21 protein-coding genes are annotated in these 18721 nt (G+C 56.0%); 20 read left to right on the top strand and 1 reads right to left on the bottom strand.

Annotated features, from left to right (window positions below; translation table 11 throughout):
• Nucleotides 1-5 precede the first annotated feature (5 nt).
• From NYE85_RS17925 to ptsG, 11 genes are all read left to right on the top strand, one after another.
• Nucleotides 6-959 (top strand): beta-ketoacyl-ACP synthase III, encoded by a 954-nt coding sequence (locus NYE85_RS17925; RefSeq protein WP_259006066.1) that lies wholly within the window; start codon nt 6-8, stop codon nt 957-959.
• Between the two features lie 17 nt (nt 960-976).
• Nucleotides 977-1906: an ACP S-malonyltransferase gene (gene fabD / locus NYE85_RS17920; protein ID WP_259006065.1), complete on the top strand. Its 930-nt coding sequence runs from the start codon at nt 977-979 to the stop codon at nt 1904-1906.
• 11 nt (nt 1907-1917) lie between these two features.
• A complete protein-coding gene (gene fabG / locus NYE85_RS17915) occupies nt 1918-2652 on the top strand; it encodes a 3-oxoacyl-ACP reductase FabG (RefSeq protein WP_259006064.1) in 735 nt (244 codons plus the stop codon).
• A 154-nt stretch (nt 2653-2806) separates the two neighbouring features.
• Nucleotides 2807-3043, top strand: coding sequence for an acyl carrier protein (acpP, locus tag NYE85_RS17910; RefSeq protein ID WP_259006063.1), 237 nt, complete (start codon nt 2807-2809; stop codon nt 3041-3043).
• 81 nt (nt 3044-3124) lie between these two features.
• The gene (gene fabF, locus NYE85_RS17905) at nt 3125-4366 is read left to right on the top strand and encodes a beta-ketoacyl-ACP synthase II (RefSeq protein WP_259006062.1); all 1242 of its coding nucleotides are present in this window, start codon (nt 3125-3127) and stop codon (nt 4364-4366) included.
• Between the two features lie 121 nt (nt 4367-4487).
• Nucleotides 4488-5285, top strand: a complete 798-nt coding sequence (gene pabC, locus NYE85_RS17900) for an aminodeoxychorismate lyase (RefSeq protein ID WP_259006061.1) — start codon at nt 4488-4490, stop codon at nt 5283-5285.
• Nucleotides 5286-5298: 13 nt separating this feature from the next.
• The gene (gene mltG, locus NYE85_RS17895; protein WP_259006060.1) at nt 5299-6324 is read left to right on the top strand and encodes an endolytic transglycosylase MltG; all 1026 of its coding nucleotides are present in this window, start codon (nt 5299-5301) and stop codon (nt 6322-6324) included.
• On the top strand, nt 6314-6952 hold the full coding sequence (gene tmk / locus NYE85_RS17890; RefSeq protein WP_259006059.1) for a dTMP kinase: 639 nt from the start codon (nt 6314-6316) through the stop codon (nt 6950-6952). The genes mltG and tmk overlap by 11 nt, the downstream gene beginning before the upstream one ends.
• On the top strand, nt 6952-7959 hold the full coding sequence (gene holB / locus NYE85_RS17885) for a DNA polymerase III subunit delta' (protein ID WP_259006058.1): 1008 nt from the start codon (nt 6952-6954) through the stop codon (nt 7957-7959). The genes tmk and holB overlap by 1 nt, the downstream gene beginning before the upstream one ends.
• A 14-nt stretch (nt 7960-7973) precedes the next feature.
• On the top strand, nt 7974-8762 hold the full coding sequence (locus NYE85_RS17880; protein ID WP_259006057.1) for a metal-dependent hydrolase: 789 nt from the start codon (nt 7974-7976) through the stop codon (nt 8760-8762).
• A gap of 328 nt (nt 8763-9090) precedes the next feature.
• On the top strand, nt 9091-10524 hold the full coding sequence (gene ptsG, locus NYE85_RS17875; protein WP_004964251.1) for a PTS glucose transporter subunit IIBC: 1434 nt from the start codon (nt 9091-9093) through the stop codon (nt 10522-10524).
• Between the two features lie 67 nt (nt 10525-10591).
• On the opposite strand, the gene NYE85_RS17870 is transcribed toward ptsG, so the two are convergent.
• The gene (locus tag NYE85_RS17870) at nt 10592-11338 is read right to left on the bottom strand and encodes an SDR family oxidoreductase (protein ID WP_259006056.1); all 747 of its coding nucleotides are present in this window, start codon (nt 11336-11338) and stop codon (nt 10592-10594) included.
• Between the two features lie 174 nt (nt 11339-11512).
• Here NYE85_RS17870 and NYE85_RS17865 point away from each other — a divergent pair, with 174 nt between their 5' ends.
• From NYE85_RS17865 to NYE85_RS17825, 9 genes are all read left to right on the top strand, one after another.
• Entirely contained in the window at nt 11513-11824 is a 312-nt protein-coding gene (locus NYE85_RS17865) for a helix-turn-helix domain-containing protein (RefSeq protein ID WP_259006366.1), read from the top strand.
• A 194-nt stretch (nt 11825-12018) separates the two neighbouring features.
• Nucleotides 12019-12369: a purine nucleoside phosphoramidase gene (gene hinT, locus NYE85_RS17860; RefSeq protein WP_004964244.1), complete on the top strand. Its 351-nt coding sequence runs from the start codon at nt 12019-12021 to the stop codon at nt 12367-12369.
• Between the two features lie 17 nt (nt 12370-12386).
• Nucleotides 12387-12776, top strand: a complete 390-nt coding sequence (locus NYE85_RS17855; protein ID WP_259006055.1) for a YcfL family protein — start codon at nt 12387-12389, stop codon at nt 12774-12776.
• A gap of 30 nt (nt 12777-12806) precedes the next feature.
• A complete protein-coding gene (gene lpoB, locus NYE85_RS17850; RefSeq protein WP_259006054.1) occupies nt 12807-13394 on the top strand; it encodes a penicillin-binding protein activator LpoB in 588 nt (195 codons plus the stop codon).
• The gene (locus NYE85_RS17845; protein ID WP_259006053.1) at nt 13375-14244 is read left to right on the top strand and encodes a phosphotransferase; all 870 of its coding nucleotides are present in this window, start codon (nt 13375-13377) and stop codon (nt 14242-14244) included. Before lpoB ends, NYE85_RS17845 begins: the two co-directional genes overlap by 20 nt.
• Before the next feature lie 32 nt (nt 14245-14276).
• Nucleotides 14277-15302: a beta-N-acetylhexosaminidase gene (nagZ, locus tag NYE85_RS17840; RefSeq protein ID WP_259006052.1), complete on the top strand. Its 1026-nt coding sequence runs from the start codon at nt 14277-14279 to the stop codon at nt 15300-15302.
• A gap of 68 nt (nt 15303-15370) precedes the next feature.
• Nucleotides 15371-15913 carry an alpha/beta hydrolase YcfP gene (ycfP, locus tag NYE85_RS17835; RefSeq protein ID WP_259006051.1) on the top strand — a complete coding sequence of 181 codons (543 nt, stop codon included), beginning with the start codon at nt 15371-15373 and terminating at the stop codon, nt 15911-15913.
• A gap of 331 nt (nt 15914-16244) precedes the next feature.
• A complete protein-coding gene (locus NYE85_RS17830; RefSeq protein ID WP_259006050.1) occupies nt 16245-17549 on the top strand; it encodes an NAD(P)/FAD-dependent oxidoreductase in 1305 nt (434 codons plus the stop codon).
• Between the two features lie 516 nt (nt 17550-18065).
• Nucleotides 18066-18620, top strand: coding sequence for a glycine zipper 2TM domain-containing protein (locus NYE85_RS17825; RefSeq protein ID WP_167535636.1), 555 nt, complete (start codon nt 18066-18068; stop codon nt 18618-18620).
• Nucleotides 18621-18721: the final 101 nt, after the last annotated feature.

Below are 18721 nucleotides of genomic sequence, written 5' to 3'. Positions count from 1 at the left end.
CGTACATGTATACAAAGATTCTCGGTACGGGGAGTTATTTACCCGTACAAGTACGCACCAATGCTGATTTGGAAAAAATGGTGGATACCTCTGACGAGTGGATCGTCACGCGTACCGGTATCCGTGAACGCCGTATCGCAGCCGCAGACGAAACGGTTGCGACCATGGGCTTCGAGGCAGCAAAACATGCGCTGGAAATGGCCGGCGTGGCGAAAGAAGATCTTGGTCTGATCATTGTTGCGACCACTACCTCGAGCCATGCTTTCCCAAGTTCAGCCTGCCAGATTCAGCAAATGCTGGGCGTCAAGGACTGTGCGGCCTTCGATTTGGCCGCGGCTTGCGCCGGTTTTACCTATGCGTTGAGCGTGGCCGATCAATACATCAAGAACGGTGCGGTGAAGCATGCGCTGGTGATCGGCGCCGACGTGCTGTCACGCACCCTCGATCCTGACGATCGCGGCACCATCATCCTGTTTGGTGATGGCGCCGGGGCGGTCTTGCTGGGAGCTTGCGAACAACCGGGTATTTTGTCTACTCACCTGCATGCCGACGGCAGTTACGGCGGGTTGTTGACGCTGCCGTATAAAGATCGCCAGCAGCAGGAAAAGCCGGCCTACGTCACCATGGCGGGCAATGAAGTCTTTAAGGTTGCGGTTACGGAACTGGCGCATATCGTTGATGAAACGCTCGCGGCCAACAATCTGGACCGTAGCGAGCTGGACTGGTTGGTGCCGCATCAGGCCAATCTGCGCATTATCAGCGCGACGGCAAGAAAACTGGGTATGGAGATGGACAAGGTGGTGGTGACCCTCGATCGTCACGGCAATACCTCTGCCGCCTCGGTACCCGCAGCGCTGGATGAAGCGGTGCGTGACGGGCGGATCCAACGCGGTCAACTGGTGTTGCTTGAAGCATTTGGCGGCGGCTTTACCTGGGGCTCGGCGCTGGTTCGTTTCTGAATTGACAGGAAGATAAAATGACGCAATTTGCAATGGTATTTCCTGGCCAGGGGTCGCAGACCGTTGGCATGCTGGCCGAGTTGGCCGCCGAGTATCCTGTGGTTGAACAGACCTTCGCCGAGGCGTCTGCTGCCCTGGGCTATGACCTGTGGCAACTGGTGCAGCAGGGGCCGGCCGAAGAACTGAATAAAACCTGGCAGACGCAGCCTGCGCTGCTGGCGGCGTCGGTCGCCATTTTCCGCGTTTGGCAGCAGCAGGATGGGAAAATGCCAGCGTTTATGGCTGGCCATAGCCTGGGTGAATATTCCGCGCTGGTGTGTGCGGGCGTGCTGGATTTCCAGGCGGCAATCCGCCTGGTCGAGCTGCGCGGCAAACTGATGCAGGAAGCGGTGCCGGCGGGCACTGGCGCCATGTACGCCATTATCGGCCTGGATAACGACGCCATCGCCAAAGCGTGCGAAGAATCCGCACAGGGCGAAGTGGTTGCTCCGGTGAACTTCAACTCACCTGGCCAGGTGGTGATTGCTGGCAACAAGGACGCGGTTGAGCGTGCCGGTGCCGCCTGTAAGGCCGCTGGCGCCAAGCGTGCGCTGCCGTTACCGGTCAGCGTGCCTTCGCATTGCGCACTGATGAAACCGGCGGCGGACAAGCTGGCCGAGGCGTTGAAAGAGATCGACTTCAATGCACCACAGATACCGGTGGTCAACAACGTCGATGTGCGCAGCGAAACCGATCCGCAGGCGATCCGCAGCGCGCTGGTTCGCCAATTGTTCAGCCCGGTACGCTGGACCGAAAGCGTAGAATTCATTGCGGCGCAGGGCGTCGGCTCGCTGCTGGAGGTCGGTCCGGGCAAAGTGCTCACCGGTCTGACCAAACGCATTGTCGATACCATGACGGCATCAGCGGTTAACGACCCAGCCAGCCTGTCAGCGGCGCTTGAACAATAAAGAGGAAAACAATGAGCTTCGAAGGAAAAGTTGTTCTGGTCACCGGCGCAAGCCGCGGTATTGGCCGGGCTATTGCAGAATCGTTTGTTGCGCGTGGCGCAAAAGTTATCGGTACCGCGACCAGTGAAAAGGGCGCAGAAGCCATCAGCGACTATCTGGGCACAAACGGTAAAGGGTTTATGTTAAACGTTGTTGATGCTCAATCTATCGACAGCGTGCTGGCATCGATTCGTGCGGAATTTGGCGAAATCGACATTTTAGTGAATAATGCCGGCATTACGCGTGATAACCTGCTGATGCGTATGAAAGACGATGAGTGGCAGGATATTCTTGATACTAATCTGACTTCCGTATTCCGTCTGTCAAAAGCGGTAATGCGAGCTATGATGAAAAAGCGGTTTGGCCGGATCATCACTATCGGTTCCGTTGTTGGAACCATGGGCAATGCAGGGCAGGCTAACTACGCGGCGGCTAAAGCCGGCTTGATTGGTTTTAGCAAATCTTTGGCACGTGAAGTTGCTTCTCGTGGCATTACGGTCAACGTCGTGGCTCCTGGCTTTATTGAGACGGACATGACACGGGCGTTGACAGAAGATCAACGTGCAGGCATTTTGACATCGGTTCCAGCCAATCGGCTGGGTGATGCTAAAGAAATCGCCAGCGCTGTTGCATTTTTAGCCTCTGATGAGGCTGGCTATATCACCGGTGAAACATTGCATGTCAATGGCGGCATGTACATGATTTAAAAAATGCGAAAACTATTTGCGTTATTTGGGGTAAAAACCGCAAAATAGCGTAAAATCGTGGTTTGACCAGCCGGGATTTAGTTGCATCTTTTTCAACATTTTATACACTACGAAAACCATCGCGAAAGCGAGTTTTGATAGGAAATTTAAGAGTATGAGCACTATCGAAGAACGCGTTAAGAAAATCATTGTTGAGCAACTGGGTGTTAAACAGGAGGAAGTGGTAAACACTGCTTCTTTCGTTGAAGATCTGGGTGCTGATTCTCTTGACACTGTTGAGTTGGTAATGGCGCTGGAAGAAGAATTCGACACCGAAATTCCAGACGAAGAAGCTGAGAAAATCACTACTGTTCAGGCAGCTATTGATTTCATCAACCAGAACCAGCAGTAAGCGAACATATCTAGGCGGTCACTCGACCGCCTAAGTTTTTTCTATCTCTAGTGTCATATTTTCCCTCCTTGGAGGACAAACGTGTCTAAGCGTCGAGTAGTTGTGACCGGACTGGGCATGTTGTCTCCTGTCGGCAATACGGTAGAGTCCACATGGAACGCTCTTCTTGCCGGTCAGAGTGGCATCAGCCTGATCGAACATTTCGATACTACTGCCTATGCAACGCGTTTTGCTGGCTTGGTAAAGAATTTTAACGTTGAGGATTTCATCTCTCGCAAAGATGCGCGCAAGATGGACCTCTTCATTCAGTACGGCATCGCCGCCGGCATGCAGGCCATGCAGGACGCCGGGCTGGATATCACCGAGGCCAACGCCGGCCGCATTGGCGCCGCTATTGGCTCCGGCATCGGCGGTTTGGGTCTGATTGAAGAAAATCACAGTTCGCTGGTCAACGGTGGCCCGCGGAAAATAAGCCCGTTCTTCGTGCCGTCCACCATCGTCAACATGATTGCCGGGCACCTGACCATCATGTATGGCATGCGTGGGCCGAGTATTTCGATTGCCACCGCCTGCACCTCAGGCGTGCATAACATTGGCCATGCCGCGCGTATCATTGCTTACAATGATGCTGACGTTATGCTGGCCGGTGGGGCAGAAAAAGCCAGTACCCCATTGGGCGTTGGCGGTTTCGGCGCAGCGCGCGCGCTGTCCACCCGCAACGACAACCCGCAGGCGGCAAGCCGTCCATGGGACAAAGACCGTGACGGTTTCGTACTGGGCGACGGCGCAGGTATGATGGTGCTCGAAGAGTACGAACACGCCAAAAAGCGCGGTGCAAAAATTTACGCAGAAGTTGTCGGTTTTGGTATGAGCAGCGATGCCTACCATATGACCTCACCGCCGGAAAACGGCGCAGGTGCGGCATTGGCGATGGAGCACGCGTTGAAAGATGCGGGTGTGACAACGTCACAGGTTGGTTATATCAATGCGCACGGTACCTCAACGCCGGCCGGTGATAAAGCGGAAGCAGAAGCGGTCAAATCGGTGTTTGGTGCCGATGCGGCACGGGTGATGGTCAGCTCGACCAAATCGATGACCGGCCACCTGTTGGGGGCTGCGGGTGCGATTGAATCGATCTTCACCGTACTGGCACTGCGCGATCGGGCGGTTCCGCCGACCATCAACCTGGATAACCCGGATGAAGGTTGCGATCTGGACTTTGTACCGCATGAAGCGCGTCAGGTAACCGATTTGGAATATACCCTGTGTAACTCCTTCGGTTTTGGCGGCACCAACGGCTCGCTGATTTTCCGTCGCGTTTAAACATCGTTTGGTCTGTCTTTGGAAGCCCGGTCTTGAACCGGGCTTTTTTTATGCCACGCCAGGCCAACCGGCTGCCGTGCCTGTTATTCTGTAATCAAAACCGAAACCCTCTGGGGGAGATATGTACTGGATTAATGGGCAACAACATGATGCGCTGGCGCCAAGCGACCGTGGCCTGCAGTTTGGTGACGGTTGTTTCACCACAGCACGGGTGGTTGACGGGCAAATCGACCTGTTGCCCTGGCATATCGAACGAATGCAGCAGGCGGCGCAGCGGTTGATGTTGCCGCATACCGATTGGCCGGCCCTGGAGCAGGAAATGCGCCAGGCGGCAGAATCTATCCCGCTAGGCGTGGTCAAAGCGATACTGACGCGCGGCAGCGGCGGGCGGGGTTACAGCCCGCAAGGGTGTAGTCATCCGAAGCGCATTGTGTCGCGCAGCGCCTATCCACAGCATTATCTTCGCCTGCGTGAACAGGGGATCCGGTTGGCGCTCAGCCCGGTGCCATTGGCGCGCAACCCGCTGCTGGCCGGTCTGAAGCACCTTAATCGTCTGGAGCAGGTGCTGATTCGCGCGCATCTTGACCAGACTGACGCCGACGAGGCGCTGGTGCTTGACACTGCCGGGTTGCTGGTGGAATGCTGTGCGGCTAATTTGTTCTGGCGTAAGGGAAAGGCGGTCTACACGCCGGATCTTGGCCAGGCGGGCGTAACTGGCCTGATGCGGCGCCGGGTGATGGAGCTGCTGGCGGGCAGCGAGTATGCGCTGTATTGCGTCAGCGAGCCGCTTGCTACCCTGGCCGACGCCGACGAGGTGTTGGTGAGCAATGCACTGATGCCTTTGCTGCCGGTTAATATGGCGCATCAGTGGCATTATCACTCGCGCCGGTTATACGATTTTTTAAGCCCACACTGTTGACCATGGCTGATTGATGAAGAGAAAAAAACTGAAGATTGTTTCGTTAGTAGTTGTTCTGGTATTGGCCCTGCTGTTTTGGGGTTACCAGAAGGTTGAGCGCTTTGCCGATACGCCGTTGGCGATTCAGCAGGAAGCGATCTTCAAACTGCCTGCCGGTACTGGCCGCGTGGCGCTGGAAGGCTTGCTGGTACGTGACAAATTGATCCGTAGCGGAAAATGGTTCCCCTGGTTGCTGAAGCTTGATCCTGAACTGGCTGAATTCAAGGCCGGTACTTATCGCTTTACGCCGGGCATGACGGTGCGCCAGATGCTGGAGCTGTTGGCCAGTGGCAAGGAAGCGCAATTCAGCGCCCGCTTTATTGAAGGCTCTCGTCTGCGTGACTGGCTGCTGGTTTTGCAGCAATCCCAATACCTGAAACACACGCTGGCAGGCAAGAGTGAGGCGCAAATCGCCGAGGCGCTCGGCCTGCCGGCAGGCGTTCAGCCAGAAGGGTACTTATATCCCGACACCTATGCCTACACCGCTGGCATGACCGATATCGCCTTGCTCAAACGAGCACATTTACGCATGGTAAAAGCCCTGGAAGATGCATGGCAGGGGCGTGACACGTCGTTGCCCTACAAAACCCCCGAACAGCTGCTGACCATGGCGTCGATCGTTGAAAAAGAAACCGCCGTGCCGGAAGAGCGTACCAAGGTAGCGTCGGTGTTCGTCAACCGTTTGCGTATCGGCATGCGGCTGCAAACCGATCCGACGGTCATTTATGGCATGGGAGAAGGATATAATGGCAACATCAGTCGCAAGGATCTGGAAACGCCGACACCTTATAATACCTATGTGATCAATGGACTGCCGCCAACGCCGATCGCCATGCCGAGTCAGGCTTCGCTGGAAGCCGCCGCACACCCGGCAAAAACCCCTTATCTGTATTTTGTTGCCGACGGCAAGGGTGGTCATACCTTTACCACTAACCTGGCGAACCACAATAAGGCGGTGCGCCTTTACCGTCAGGCGTTGAAGGAAAAGAATGAACAGTAAATTCGTGGTTATTGAAGGACTGGAAGGTGCGGGCAAAACCACTGCGCGCAACACCGTGGTCGATGTATTGCGCCAGCACGGTATCAACGACATCGTTTTCACCCGCGAGCCGGGCGGTACGCCGCTGGCGGAAAAGCTGCGCGATCTGTTCAAGCGCGGTTACCAAGGTGAGCTGCCGACCATCAAGGCTGAAGTGCTGATGCTGTACGCCGCGCGTGTGCAACTGGTGGAAACGGTGATCAAGCCGGCGTTGGCACGCGGCGCCTGGGTGGTCGGCGATCGGCACGATCTGTCGTCACAGGCCTACCAGGGCGGTGGCCGCGGCGTAGATCAGCGCCTGATGGCATCGTTGCGCGATACCGTATTGGGTGATTTCCGCCCCGATTTAACGCTTTACCTTGATTTACCGCCGCTGGTCGGGCTACAGCGGGCACAGGCGCGCGGTGCGCTGGATCGTATCGAACAGGAAGCCTTGCCATTCTTTGAACGTACTCGCGCTCGCTATCAGCAGCTGGCGGCGGCGGATGCAACGATAGTCACCATTGATGCGGCACAGCCGCTCGAGCAGGTGACGGGCGACATTGGCCGTTGCGTTGCCGCGTGGTTGCAACAACAGGAACACGCCTGATGAATTGGTATCCGTGGCTGAATGCGCCTTACCGTCAACTGATCGCTCAATATGCCGCTGGGCGCGGGCATCATGCGCTGCTGCTGCATGCAGCGGCAGGCAATGGCGATGAGGCGCTGGTCTATGGCATTAGCCGCTGGCTGATTTGCCAGCAACGCAACGGCGAAAAAAGCTGCGGCACATGCCATGCATGTCGGCTGATGCTGGCGGGCAATCACCCGGATTATCATGTGCTGGCGCCGGAAAAGGGCAAAAGCAGTCTGGGGATCGAACCGATCCGCCAGGTTATTGAAACGCTATATTCGCATGCGCAGCAAGGTGGCGCCAAGGTTGTCTGGTTGGCGCAGGCCGAATCCTTGACCGAAGCGGCCGCCAATGCGCTGTTGAAAACCCTGGAAGAACCACCGGCCAATACCTATTTCCTGTTGGGTTGCCGGGAGCCTTCGCGCCTGCTGGCCACGCTGCGCAGCCGCTGCTTTTACTGGCACCTCACCAGCCCCGACGAGCAGCTCGGTCTGCAATGGTTGAATCGGCAGGTAGTGGCCAACCCGACCGACTGTCTGACGGCGCTGCGGCTGCACGACGGCGCGCCTATTGCCGCCGAGCAATTGCTGCAACCGGAACGTTGGCAACAACGCAGTGCGCTGTGCGACGTGCTGCATGATGCGCTGCTTGGCCAGGACATGCTGGTGCTGTTGCCGGTGCTGAATCACGACAACGTGGCGGAGCGTCTACACTGGCTGTGTAGCTTACTGATCGATGCCATGAAATGGCAGCAGGACGCGGCGAGTTTTGTGCTCAATCAGGATCGGTTGCCGTTGGTACAGCAACTGGCCACGCGGCTTAGCGCTGCGTCGTTGCAACACATCGTTCAACAATGGTTGCATTGCCGACATCAGTTGCTCAGCGTGGTTGGCGTTAACCGCGAACTGCTGCTGACCGAACGGTTACTCAGCTGGGAGCAGATGTTTGCCTCTGCCGGCTATTCTCAACCTCATTCGCTGTAAAAGAGTTAAATATTATGTTGTTAGTAGATTCTCATTGCCATCTTGATAGCCTGGACTACCAAACGCTGCACCAAAATGTGGACGACGCGCTGGCAAAGGCCAAAGCGCGTGACGTTGGTTTTTTCCTGGCGGTGGCCACCACCTTGCCGGGTTATCGGGCAATGACCGATCTGATCGGCCCGCGCGCCGATGTGGCGTTTTCCTGCGGGGTACATCCGCTGAATTTGGAGGACGGCTACGATTACGACGAACTGCGTCAGTTGGCGGCGGCGCAGCAGGTGGTGGCTCTGGGAGAAACCGGGCTGGATTATTTTTATCAAAAAGACAACTGGGCGCTGCAACAGGAGTCTTTTCGTCAACATATTCGTATTGGCCGCGATCTGAATAAACCGGTGATCGTCCATACGCGTGATGCGCGTGAAGATACGCTACGTATCCTGCGAGAAGAGCAAGCCCAGCAGTGTGGTGGCGTGCTGCACTGCTTTACCGAAGATCGGGCAACGGCGGAAGCGCTGCTGGATCTCGGTTTCTATATTTCTTTCTCCGGTATTGTCACTTTCCGCAACGCCGAGCAACTGCGTGACGCGGCGCGTTATGTGCCGCTGGATCGTATGCTGGTGGAAACAGACTCTCCCTACCTGGCGCCGGTACCGCACCGTGGCAAAGAAAACCAACCCGCGTATGTGCGTGATGTAGCTGAATATCTTGCGGTTTTGAAAGGCGTGAGCCTTGAGACGCTGGCAGAGACCACCAGCGCCAATTTTTCACGCTTATTTCACATCGAACTCTCATCCTTGGCCTAGGCTTAGGGAACAACTACAGGTCGCGTCTTTTTTTTTAAGCTCGTAATTAATGGCTGAAACGGGTAATGTTCATCGCCGTTTCAGGCCGGGCAATGGGCATTTTTTCATCTTTTTTTACAAATAAATGCGCTTTTAAGGAAAATTCCGCGTCTGATTGGGCGAAACGTGACTGTCATCAAACATTGCGCAGGCTATTTATTTTACTCTGCGTAAAAATTCAAGGGGTGCTCAGACACCCTGAATTGCAGGGGATTTTCTCCCCCCCTTGCAACGCGAAAATTCGCGCGAAGAAGTAGCAAAGCACTATTACTCAGGAGCACACTCAACTATGTTCAAGAACGCATTTGCAAACCTGCAAAAAGTAGGTAAATCGCTAATGCTGCCGGTATCCGTACTGCCTATCGCAGGTATTCTGCTGGGCGTCGGTTCCGCCAATTTTAGCTGGCTACCGGCGGTAGTCTCCCACGTGATGGCGGAAGCGGGCGGGTCTGTATTCGCCAATATGCCGTTGATTTTCGCTATCGGTGTGGCGCTCGGCTTCACCAATAACGACGGCGTCTCTGCGTTGGCCGCCGTGGTAGCCTACGGCATCATGGTGAAAACCATGGCGGTGGTCGCGCCTTTGGTATTGCATTTGCCTGCCGAAGAGATCGCAGCCAAACACCTGGCGGATACCGGCGTGCTGGGGGGGATTATCTCCGGCTCGATCGCTGCCTACATGTTTAACCGTTTCTTCCGCATCCAGTTGCCGGAATACCTCGGCTTCTTTGCCGGTAAGCGTTTTGTGCCGATTATTTCCGGCCTGGCGGCGATCTTCCTTGGTGTGATCCTGTCCTTTATCTGGCCACCTATCGGTACTGCCATCCAGACCTTCTCACAGTGGGCTGCCTATCAGAACCCGGTAGTGGCGTTTGGCATCTACGGCGTGGTTGAGCGTTCTCTGGTGCCGTTCGGTCTGCACCATATCTGGAACGTACCTTTCCAGATGCAAATCGGTGAATTCACCAACGCGGCAGGTCAGGTCTTCCACGGCGATATCCCACGCTACATGGCGGGCGATCCGACCGCGGGCAAACTGTCCGGTGGTTTCCTGTTCAAAATGTACGGTCTGCCGGCCGCGGCGATTGCCATCTGGCACTCGGCCAAACCAGAGAACCGCGCAAAAGTGGGCGGTATCATGATCTCCGCCGCGTTGACCTCGTTCCTGACCGGTATCACCGAACCGATCGAGTTCTCGTTCATGTTCGTGGCACCGATCCTGTATGTGATCCACGCCATTCTGGCTGGCCTGGCGTTCCCAATCTGTATTCTGTTGGGCATGCGTGATGGCACCAGCTTCTCGCACGGTCTGATCGACTTTATCGTTCTGAGCGGCAACAGCAGCAAAATCTGGCTGTTCCCAATCGTTGGTATCATCTACGGTCTGGTGTACTACACCATCTTCCGCGTGCTGATCGCCAAACTGGATCTGAAAACCCCAGGTCGTGAAGATAACGCTGCCGAACAGAGCGCGCAGGGCGGTTCAGAAATGTCCGCGGCGCTGGTTCAGGCCTTCGGCGGCAAAGAAAACATCACCAACCTGGATGCTTGCATCACTCGTCTGCGCGTCAGCGTGGCCGACGTGTCGAAAGTGGACCAGGCCGGTCTGAAGAAACTGGGTGCAGCGGGCGTAGTGGTTGCCGGCTCTGGCGTCCAGGCTATCTTCGGTACCAAGTCTGATAACCTGAAAACCGATATGGATGAATACATCCGTAACAACTGATTCAGGTAGGGGAGTTTTGAGGGAGGCGAAAGCCTCCCTTTTTTATTGCCAGGCCCCGCCTCGCCGGTTATAGATTACCCACGCCGCCGTCCATTTGCAGTTCGGCGCCGACCATAAACGCCGATTCGTCCGAGGCCAGGAATACCGCTGCGTGCGCCAGTTCCAGTGCGCTGCCCATGCGGCCAATCGGCACCAGCGCGCGAATTTCCTGCTTCAGCGTCTCCCGGTCCTTGTCCTGCAAGCCGAGCTTGCCAAAGGCTGGAGTTTCCGTCGGGCCAGGGCTGAGGCCATTGACGCGAATACCGCGTGGATGCAGCTCACCCGACAACGTGCGTGCCAATGAAAGCAAAGCGGCCTTGCTGGCCGCGTAGGCATTACTTTGCGGCAGGCCGATATGCGCGCTGACCGAGCCACACAGAATGACGGAGGCAGGGTTGGCCAGCATTGGCAGCAGCGCCTGAATCAGGAAGAACGGCCCTTTGAGGTTAGTGTTCATCAGACGGTCATAGTCTGCTTCGTTCCATTCTTCCAGCGCATGGTGAGTGACGTCGCCGGCGTTGACAAACAGCACGTCCAGACGTGGCCAGTGCAGTGCCAACTGCTGTGCCAGCTGGCGTTGTTGCGCTACGTCGCCGGCATCGCTCAGTAGCGTAACTACCTCGCCCAATTGACGTTTTGCCGCTTCCAGCCCACTGTGGCTGCGGCCGGTAATCGCTACCGTGGCGCCTTCGGCGATAAACCGGCGGGCGGTTTCCAGCCCAATGCCGCTGGTGCCGCCGGTAATCAAGGCGTATTTGTTTTGCAATCGTGACACGATCTTTCCTCTGGTTTGGTGCGTGATAGCCTCATTATTTGCGTTGTAGTATCCTTTGCATAGTAGGTACCATTTGGATACTAAAGGGGCGGGAGGAAACAAATGACCAATAGCGCGGCATGTCCGGAAGAAAAAAATTTGGCCCGGTTACCCAGCGCCGGGCAACCCTGTCCGATGGTTGATTTTGTCAATCTGCTGTCGGGGAAGTGGGCAATACCGATTTTATACCGGCTGATGATTATTGATGCACCGGTGCGATTTGGTGAACTGCAACGCGCCGTGGCACCGATCGCGCAAAAAGAGCTAACGCGGCAACTGCGCCAGTTTGAACAGCGAGGGTTGGTGACGCGGCATATTTTTCCGCAAGTGCCGCCGCGGGTGGAATATCAGATTACCGAACTGGGCAAGACGCTGCGGCCAACGCTGGACAGCCTGGCCGACTGGATGCATCGCCACGCGCCGCAGTTGATCGGCGCTGATTGTTGATGTTCAACAGCGGGCGGTCGATGCCGAGCAAGTACGCGTGCCCGGCAGGTAAACTGGCGCTAAACGCCGCCATCACCGGCGAGGCTGGCTGATTCTGCACCACTCAACGCAGAAAGTGCGCAATCAGGTTGAAAGCAGTAGAATTTGTCACTCATACTGCGTAAACCTTCTTTCTAGCTAACAAGGAATTCCAGATGGCCGAAGAAACTATTTTCAGTAAAATTATTCGTAAAGAAATTCCCGCTGATGTGGTTTATCAGGACGAACTGGTCACCGCCTTTCGTGATATCTCGCCGAAAGCACCTACACATATTCTGATTGTGCCCAACGTGCTGATCCCGACGGCGAATGACGTTACCCGCGAGCATGAAGCCGCATTGGGGCGTATGGTGACCGTCGCGGCGAAGATTGCTGCCCAGGAGGGCATTGCTGAAGACGGTTATCGGCTGATCATCAACTGCAATCGCCATGGCGGCCAAGAGGTCTATCATATTCATATGCATCTGGTTGGCGGTTGTTCGCTTGGCCCGATGCTGTCTTACTGATTATTGCGAGGGATGCCATGCGCTATACCAAACCGCTGCGTTGCTTGATGGCGCTGGTGTTACCCGCTGCGCTGCTGATGGGCTGCAGCAGCCCGGAAGGCATTGCGGTGAACGAACGCCAAACGGTAGTGATGGATTCGCCGGTGCTGACCGCCGGCATACTGGCCGACCGCCCGGTGGTTAACGACGCTTCGGGGCGGATGATCGCTACCTCGGTGCTGAGCAACACCCAGCCAACCCCGGTCACCGTGCATTACCGTTTCTTCTGGTATGACGATCAGGGGCTGGATATCCGACCGTTCGAAAAACCGCGTGAAATCACCGTTGCGCCGAATTCAGATGCCCAGATCTATTCCATTAATGGCAATCTGGAAGCCAGGCGTGCGCGTCTGTACATCTTTTTATAAGCCATGCGCTTGGCCCCGTTGGAGAGAATGATGAAAAAGTATCTATTTGTGGCTTTGGCTGCGCTGGTGTTGACCGGCTGTCTGCAACGCCCACCGGAACAACCGCAACCGCCGGTGACCATTGAACCGGTAACCCCGACGCCTGACGTTCCTCAGCAGCCGGAGCCGCCAGTCTCCGAGCCGGTACCGCAGCCGCCGAAAATTCAGAGTTTCAATTGGCTGGGCAGCGTACAACCGCTGGTAAGCCAGATGCTGAAAGCCGATGGCGTGACGCCGGGTAGCGTGCTGCTGCTGGACAGCGTGAAAAACAACACCAACGGAGCGCTGCAGACCGGCAAAGCCACTGCTGCGCTGCATAAGGCGTTGGCCTCGAATCAGACCTTCCGCGTGGTGCCGGAAACGCAACTGGCCAGCGCCAAACAAACGCTCGGCCTGTCGGCGGACGACAGTCTTGGCTCGCGCAGCAAGGCCATCGGTCTGGCACGTATCGTCGGCGCGCAGTATGTCTTGTACAGCGACGTCAGCGGTGACGTAAAATCACCGCAAATGGACATGCAGCTGATGTTGGCGCAAAGCGGTGAAATTGTCTGGTCGGGCAATGGCGACGTCAAACGCTAACGCGCAACTGCGAACACTGTTGCAAACCAGACTGCCGGCGGTGAAAACCGCCGGTTGTCGTTTCAGCCCGGTACAGGGGCTGACGGGGGAAAGCTGGCGTATCGAGGGCGAGGGCATTAGTCTGCTGGCGCGTCAGCAGACGCCGGACAAGTCAGTGCTGGGCGTCAGCCGTCAGCGGGAGGCGCGGTTATTACGACGCAGCGCCATTACGCTTGGCCCGAGGGTGGTTGCCCAGAATGCGCACTGGATTATTGTCGAGTGGCTCGATGGTGACGTTGTCACTGAAGCGGCGTTCGACCAGCTTCGGCAAAACGGCGGGCTGGCGCGTTTGACGGCAGATTTGCATCAGCGGCCGCTCAGCGGTTATCGGCTGGATCTGCCGCGGCGGTACCGGCATTATTGGCAGCATATCGACCGGCGGCGCCTCACGCCGGCCTGGCTGCGATTACAGCAACGCTTTGTGCATGCGGCTGTGCCGCAGCCGCTCAAGCTGGCACCGTTGCATATGGATATCCACCCGGACAACATGATTGCCCAACCTCGGCGCATGCGGTTGATTGACTGGGAGTACGCCGCCGACGGTGACGTTGCGCTTGAACTGGCGGCGATGTTTCGATTCAACGCCTGGTCCGGCGAGCAATGCCGGCAATTTATTGAACAGTATGTACAGTACGGCTACCACGATGCGCGCCGGCTGGTATCGCAGGTATCGCGCTGGTTGCCGTGGGTAGATTATCTGATGCTGATGTGGTTTGAAGTCCGCTGGCAGCAAAGCGGCGAGAGTGAGTTTTTGCGCTGGGCCGCAGCGTTGCGCCAGCGATTTTGTTTATCATTACCCCGTTCCGTATGAATCAATGAAGTGAGGTGGCCGTGGGCCCAGTAATGTTAGATGTCGCCAGCTTCGAGCTGGATGCCGAAGAGCGTGAAATTTTGCAGCACCCGCTGGTCGGCGGGTTGATCCTGTTTAGCCGCAATTTCCATGACGTGGCGCAGTTAGGCGAACTGGTGCGGCAAATTCGCGCCGCCTCGCATCAACGGCTGGTGGTGGCGGTCGATCAGGAAGGCGGGCGGGTTCAGCGGTTTCATCAGGGCTTTACCCGCCTGCCGGCGGCGCAGTCATTTGCTGCGCTGCATGAGGCGGAGGAAGCCGCTCGCCTGGCGCAGGAGGCCGGCTGGCTGATGGCGGCGGAAATGATTGCTCAGGATATCGACATCAGCTTCGCGCCGGTACTCGACATCGGTCATTCCAGCGCGGCGATTGGTGAACGTTCATTCCACAGCGATCCGGTGCAGGCATTGGCGATGGCGGAGTGCTTTATCCAGGGGATGCACTCCGCCGGGATGAAAACCACCGGCAAGCACTTCCCGGGACACGGTGCGGTCAGCGCTGACTCGCATAAGGAAACCCCGCGCGATCCGCGACCGCTGGCGCAGATCCGCGAGCATGACATGCGGATCTTCCGTGAGCTTATCAGCCGCCAACTGCTGGACGCGGTGATGCCGGCACACGTCATCTATACTGAAGCAGACTCACGTCCGGCCAGCGGTTCCCCGTACTGGCTCAAGCAGATCCTGCGTGAAGAACTGGGCTTTGACGGTATCATTTTCTCCGATGACCTATCGATGGAAGGCGCGGCGATCATGGGCAGCTATGCCGAACGAGGACAGGCCGCGCTGGATGCCGGTTGTGACATGATTCTGGTGTGCAACAACCGGACCGGTGCCGTTAGCGTGCTGGATAACCTGTCCCCGGTCAAAACAGAGAAGTTGCAGCGGCTGTATCATCAAGGTCGGTTTACCCGCCAGGAATTGCGTGATTCCGCACGCTGGAAGCTGGCACATCAGCAGTTGACGGCGCTCAGCGAACGTTGGGAAGAGCACAAACAGCGCGGCGAGGTGAAGCCGTAGCGCGTCGTATTGCGGCGTTAAATGATGAGGGCCGCGCTGCGGCCCCCCGGCTTGTTGCGAGGATCCTTATGATTATCTATTTGCACGGTTTTGATTCCACCAGCCCCGGCAATCATGAAAAAGTGCTGCAGTTGCAGTTTATCGATCCGGACGTGCGTTTTATCAGTTACAGCACCTTGCATCCACGCCATGATATGCAGCATCTGTTGAAAGAGGTGGACAAGGCATTGCAGCAGTCAGGTGGGCAGCAGGCGCTGATTTGCGGCGTAGGCCTGGGGGGCTTCTGGGCCGAGCGTATCGGTTTTCTGTGTGGTATCCGCCAAGTGGCGATCAATCCCAATCTGTTCCCGGAAGAGCACATGCATGGCAAGATCGATCGTCCGGAAGAGTATCGCGATATCGCCACCAAGTGCGTCGAGGATTTTCGCGAAAAAAACCGCAATCGCTGTCTGGTGCTGTTGTCGCGACAGGACGAAGTATTGGACAACCAGCGCAGTGCGTCACTGTTGCATAAATATTATGAAATCGTCTGGGATGAACGGCAGACGCATAAATTCAAAGATATTTCACCGCATCTGCAACGTATCAAGGCGTTCAAGGTCCTGGCGTAACAGTTCTATAACCTGTTCGATGGCCGCCATTATTGTCATTATGTCGATAATTGGCGGTTTTATTTGCTATGAGAGCAAATAAATCGGCAGCCGAATGTAAAAGACAAAAATGTGATCTGGCGCTAACTATTTGAATCACAATCGTCAAAATCCCCGCACGTCCAGCCTTTAACCAAAAGAAATTGACCTACATCAATTTTGGTATGACCAAATAACCTCCCATGCTATTCTGGCCTCAGACAGCAGGTTTATTTTAAGCGAACCCCATGTATTCTAAGGATATTATTTGTTTACCCTTGGATAACAATTGGTTCACATTTAGAGGGTTATTTTGACAATGCCAATCAAGAAAATCGTCATTGTAGGTGGCGGCGCCGGCGGCCTGGAACTGGCTACCAGCCTGGGCCATAAACTTGGTCGCAAGCACAAGGCAGAGATCACGTTGGTGGATCGCAACCATAGTCACCTGTGGAAACCGTTACTGCATGAGGTGGCAACCGGCTCTCTGGATGACGGTGTGGATGCGCTGAGCTATCTGGCGCATGCCCGCAATCATCACTTCAGCTTCCAGCTTGGTTCGCTGATCAACATCGATCGCGAGACAAAAAAGCTGCACCTGGCGCAGATCTGCGATGAGCAGGGTGAGGAATTGGTGCCGGCCCGCGAATTGACCTATGACATTCTGGTCATGGCATTGGGCAGCACTTCGAACGACTTCGGCACGCCGGGGGTGAAAGATCACTGCATCTTCCTGGATAACCCGCATCAGGCACGACGTTTCCATAATGAAATGCTGAACCTGTTCCTCAAGTTCTCGGCGCAACCGGGCGACAAAGAACGGGTGAACATCGCCATTGTTGGCGGCGGTGCCACCGGGGTTGAACTGTCCGCGGAACTGCATAACGCGGTGAAACAGCTGCACAGCTACGGTTTTGAAGGGTTGGACAACAGCGCGCTGAACGTCACGCTGGTTGAGGCGGGTGAACGCATCTTGCCGGCGTTACCGCCGCGTATTTCCGCTGCGGCGCATCAGGAGCTGAACAAACTGGGGGTGCGGGTGTTGACCAACACCATGGTGACCAGCGCCGATGAAAACGGCCTGAACACCAAGGGGGGCGAGTTCATTGACGCCGATCTGATGGTCTGGGCGGCGGGCATCAAGGCACCGGACTTTATGAAGGATATCGGCGGCCTGGAAACCAACCGTATCAACCAGCTAATGGTTGAGCCGACGCTGCAAACCACCCGTGACCCGAACATTTTCGCCATCGGCGACTGCGCATCCTGCCCGAAAGAAGGCGGTGGTTTTGTGCCACCGCGCGCGCAATCGGCGCACCAGATGGCCTCGCGCTGCTTCAGCAATATTCTGGCGCTGATCAACGGCCAAACGCTGAAGCCGTATGTGTATAAAGACCACGGCTCGCTGGTATCGCTTTCGCGTTTTAGCACCGTCGGCAGCCTGATGGGCAACCTGATGCGCGGCTCGATGATGGTAGAAGGGCGGATTGCCCGCGTGGTGTATATCTCGCTGTACCGTATGCACCAGGTGGCATTACACGGTTACATCAAAACCGGTCTGATGATGCTGGTGGGCGGTATTAACCGCGTGATTCGCCCGCGCCTGAAGATGCACTAAGCGTTTACATGTCAGTCCAAAACCACGCCGCAACGGCGTGGTTAGCTTGCTGACAAAGCAGGAAAAAGCGTGGTTTTTCCTGCTTTGTGGTGAACAGCCGGAAATCAATAAATTGAGTTTCATGATTTTTATTTATTGGCCTCTACTCGCTCTGTGCAGGAATGCGGTTTGTCATCAGTCTGACCACGCCGCAACGGCGGGGTTTTTTAACTGCACCGCCATATTGGGACGGCGACAACCGACCTGGCAGTATAAAATGTTATTATTTACGCGTGGATAGTTAAGATTCGTCCTAAACAACGCCGATTGGCATGATTTCCCGCATCTTTGGTCACATCGTCTTATTGCAGCAACAACAATCCTTGTGCAGACTTTATCGTGTTTACAGACGGCGCAGCGCGCACGCCGTAAACCGGGAGATCGCGTGCCGCCAATGCGCAAAATAATAAGCGCGGTGCAACGTTGGTAGTCTTCCCCGGTGCAAAATGCGTGGTAACACTTTCAGGAGGATTTCCTGTGAACAAGTCAATGTTAGCGGGTGTAGGAATTGGCGTAGCAGCGGCGCTGGGCATTGCGGCCGTCGCCGGTGGTATGAACGTTTTCTCTTCCGCCCCACAGTACGCACAGGTGCTCAATGCAACACCAATCAAGGAAACCATCAAGACGCCGCGCCGGGAATGCCGCAATGTCACGGTGACGCACCGTGCGCCGGTGCAGGATGAAAACCGCATTGCCGGTTCGGTGTTGGGGGCAGTTGCCGGTGGGGTGATTGGTCATCAGTTCGGCGGTGGACGCGGCCGTGATGTCGCCACCGTGGTCGGTGCGCTGGGCGGCGGCTACGCCGGTAACCAGATCCAGGGCTCGATGCAGAACAACGACACCACCACCAGTACACAGCAGCGCTGTAAAACGGTGTATGACAAATCACAGAAAACGCTGGGTTACGATGTGACCTACAAGATCGGCGACCAGCAGGGCAAGATCCGTATGGATCACGATCCGGGTACGCAAATCCCATTGGATAAAAGTGGCCAGCTGGTGTTGAACAAGCCAACCACGACCCAGGCGTAACGACAAGAATTAAACCCGCGGCCAGTGTTAGCTCTGATCGCTCAATACGTTGAGCGAGTGGCATTAACATTGACGCGGGTTTCTATTTGCCCGCCATTCTG

Source organism: Serratia sp. AKBS12, from assembly GCF_024793895.1.
GTDB lineage: Bacteria > Pseudomonadota > Gammaproteobacteria > Enterobacterales > Enterobacteriaceae > Serratia_F.
This window is presented reverse-complemented; position numbering and strand designations above follow the sequence as displayed.

What these genes read in the sequence shown, in the direction of transcription:
- acpP (WP_259006063.1), top strand. Translation starts at nt 2,807, where the DNA reads ATGAGCACTATCGAAGAACGCGTTAAGAAAATCATTGTTGAGCAACTG.
- holB (WP_259006058.1), top strand. Translation starts at nt 6,952, where the DNA reads ATGAATTGGTATCCGTGGCTGAATGCGCCTTACCGTCAACTGATCGCT.
- tmk (WP_259006059.1), top strand. Translation starts at nt 6,314, where the DNA reads ATGAACAGTAAATTCGTGGTTATTGAAGGACTGGAAGGTGCGGGCAAA.
- NYE85_RS17865 (WP_259006366.1), top strand. Translation starts at nt 11,513, where the DNA reads ATGGTTGATTTTGTCAATCTGCTGTCGGGGAAGTGGGCAATACCGATT.
- fabD (WP_259006065.1), top strand. Translation starts at nt 977, where the DNA reads ATGACGCAATTTGCAATGGTATTTCCTGGCCAGGGGTCGCAGACCGTT.
- nagZ (WP_259006052.1), top strand. Translation starts at nt 14,277, where the DNA reads ATGTTAGATGTCGCCAGCTTCGAGCTGGATGCCGAAGAGCGTGAAATT.
- mltG (WP_259006060.1), top strand. Translation starts at nt 5,299, where the DNA reads ATGAAGAGAAAAAAACTGAAGATTGTTTCGTTAGTAGTTGTTCTGGTA.
- hinT (WP_004964244.1), top strand. Translation starts at nt 12,019, where the DNA reads ATGGCCGAAGAAACTATTTTCAGTAAAATTATTCGTAAAGAAATTCCC.
- pabC (WP_259006061.1), top strand. Translation starts at nt 4,488, where the DNA reads ATGTACTGGATTAATGGGCAACAACATGATGCGCTGGCGCCAAGCGAC.
- fabG (WP_259006064.1), top strand. Translation starts at nt 1,918, where the DNA reads ATGAGCTTCGAAGGAAAAGTTGTTCTGGTCACCGGCGCAAGCCGCGGT.
- NYE85_RS17925 (WP_259006066.1), top strand. Translation starts at nt 6, where the DNA reads ATGTATACAAAGATTCTCGGTACGGGGAGTTATTTACCCGTACAAGTA.
- lpoB (WP_259006054.1), top strand. Translation starts at nt 12,807, where the DNA reads ATGAAAAAGTATCTATTTGTGGCTTTGGCTGCGCTGGTGTTGACCGGC.
- NYE85_RS17845 (WP_259006053.1), top strand. Translation starts at nt 13,375, where the DNA reads ATGGCGACGTCAAACGCTAACGCGCAACTGCGAACACTGTTGCAAACC.
- NYE85_RS17880 (WP_259006057.1), top strand. Translation starts at nt 7,974, where the DNA reads ATGTTGTTAGTAGATTCTCATTGCCATCTTGATAGCCTGGACTACCAA.
- ptsG (WP_004964251.1), top strand. Translation starts at nt 9,091, where the DNA reads ATGTTCAAGAACGCATTTGCAAACCTGCAAAAAGTAGGTAAATCGCTA.
- NYE85_RS17855 (WP_259006055.1), top strand. Translation starts at nt 12,387, where the DNA reads ATGCGCTATACCAAACCGCTGCGTTGCTTGATGGCGCTGGTGTTACCC.
- ycfP (WP_259006051.1), top strand. Translation starts at nt 15,371, where the DNA reads ATGATTATCTATTTGCACGGTTTTGATTCCACCAGCCCCGGCAATCAT.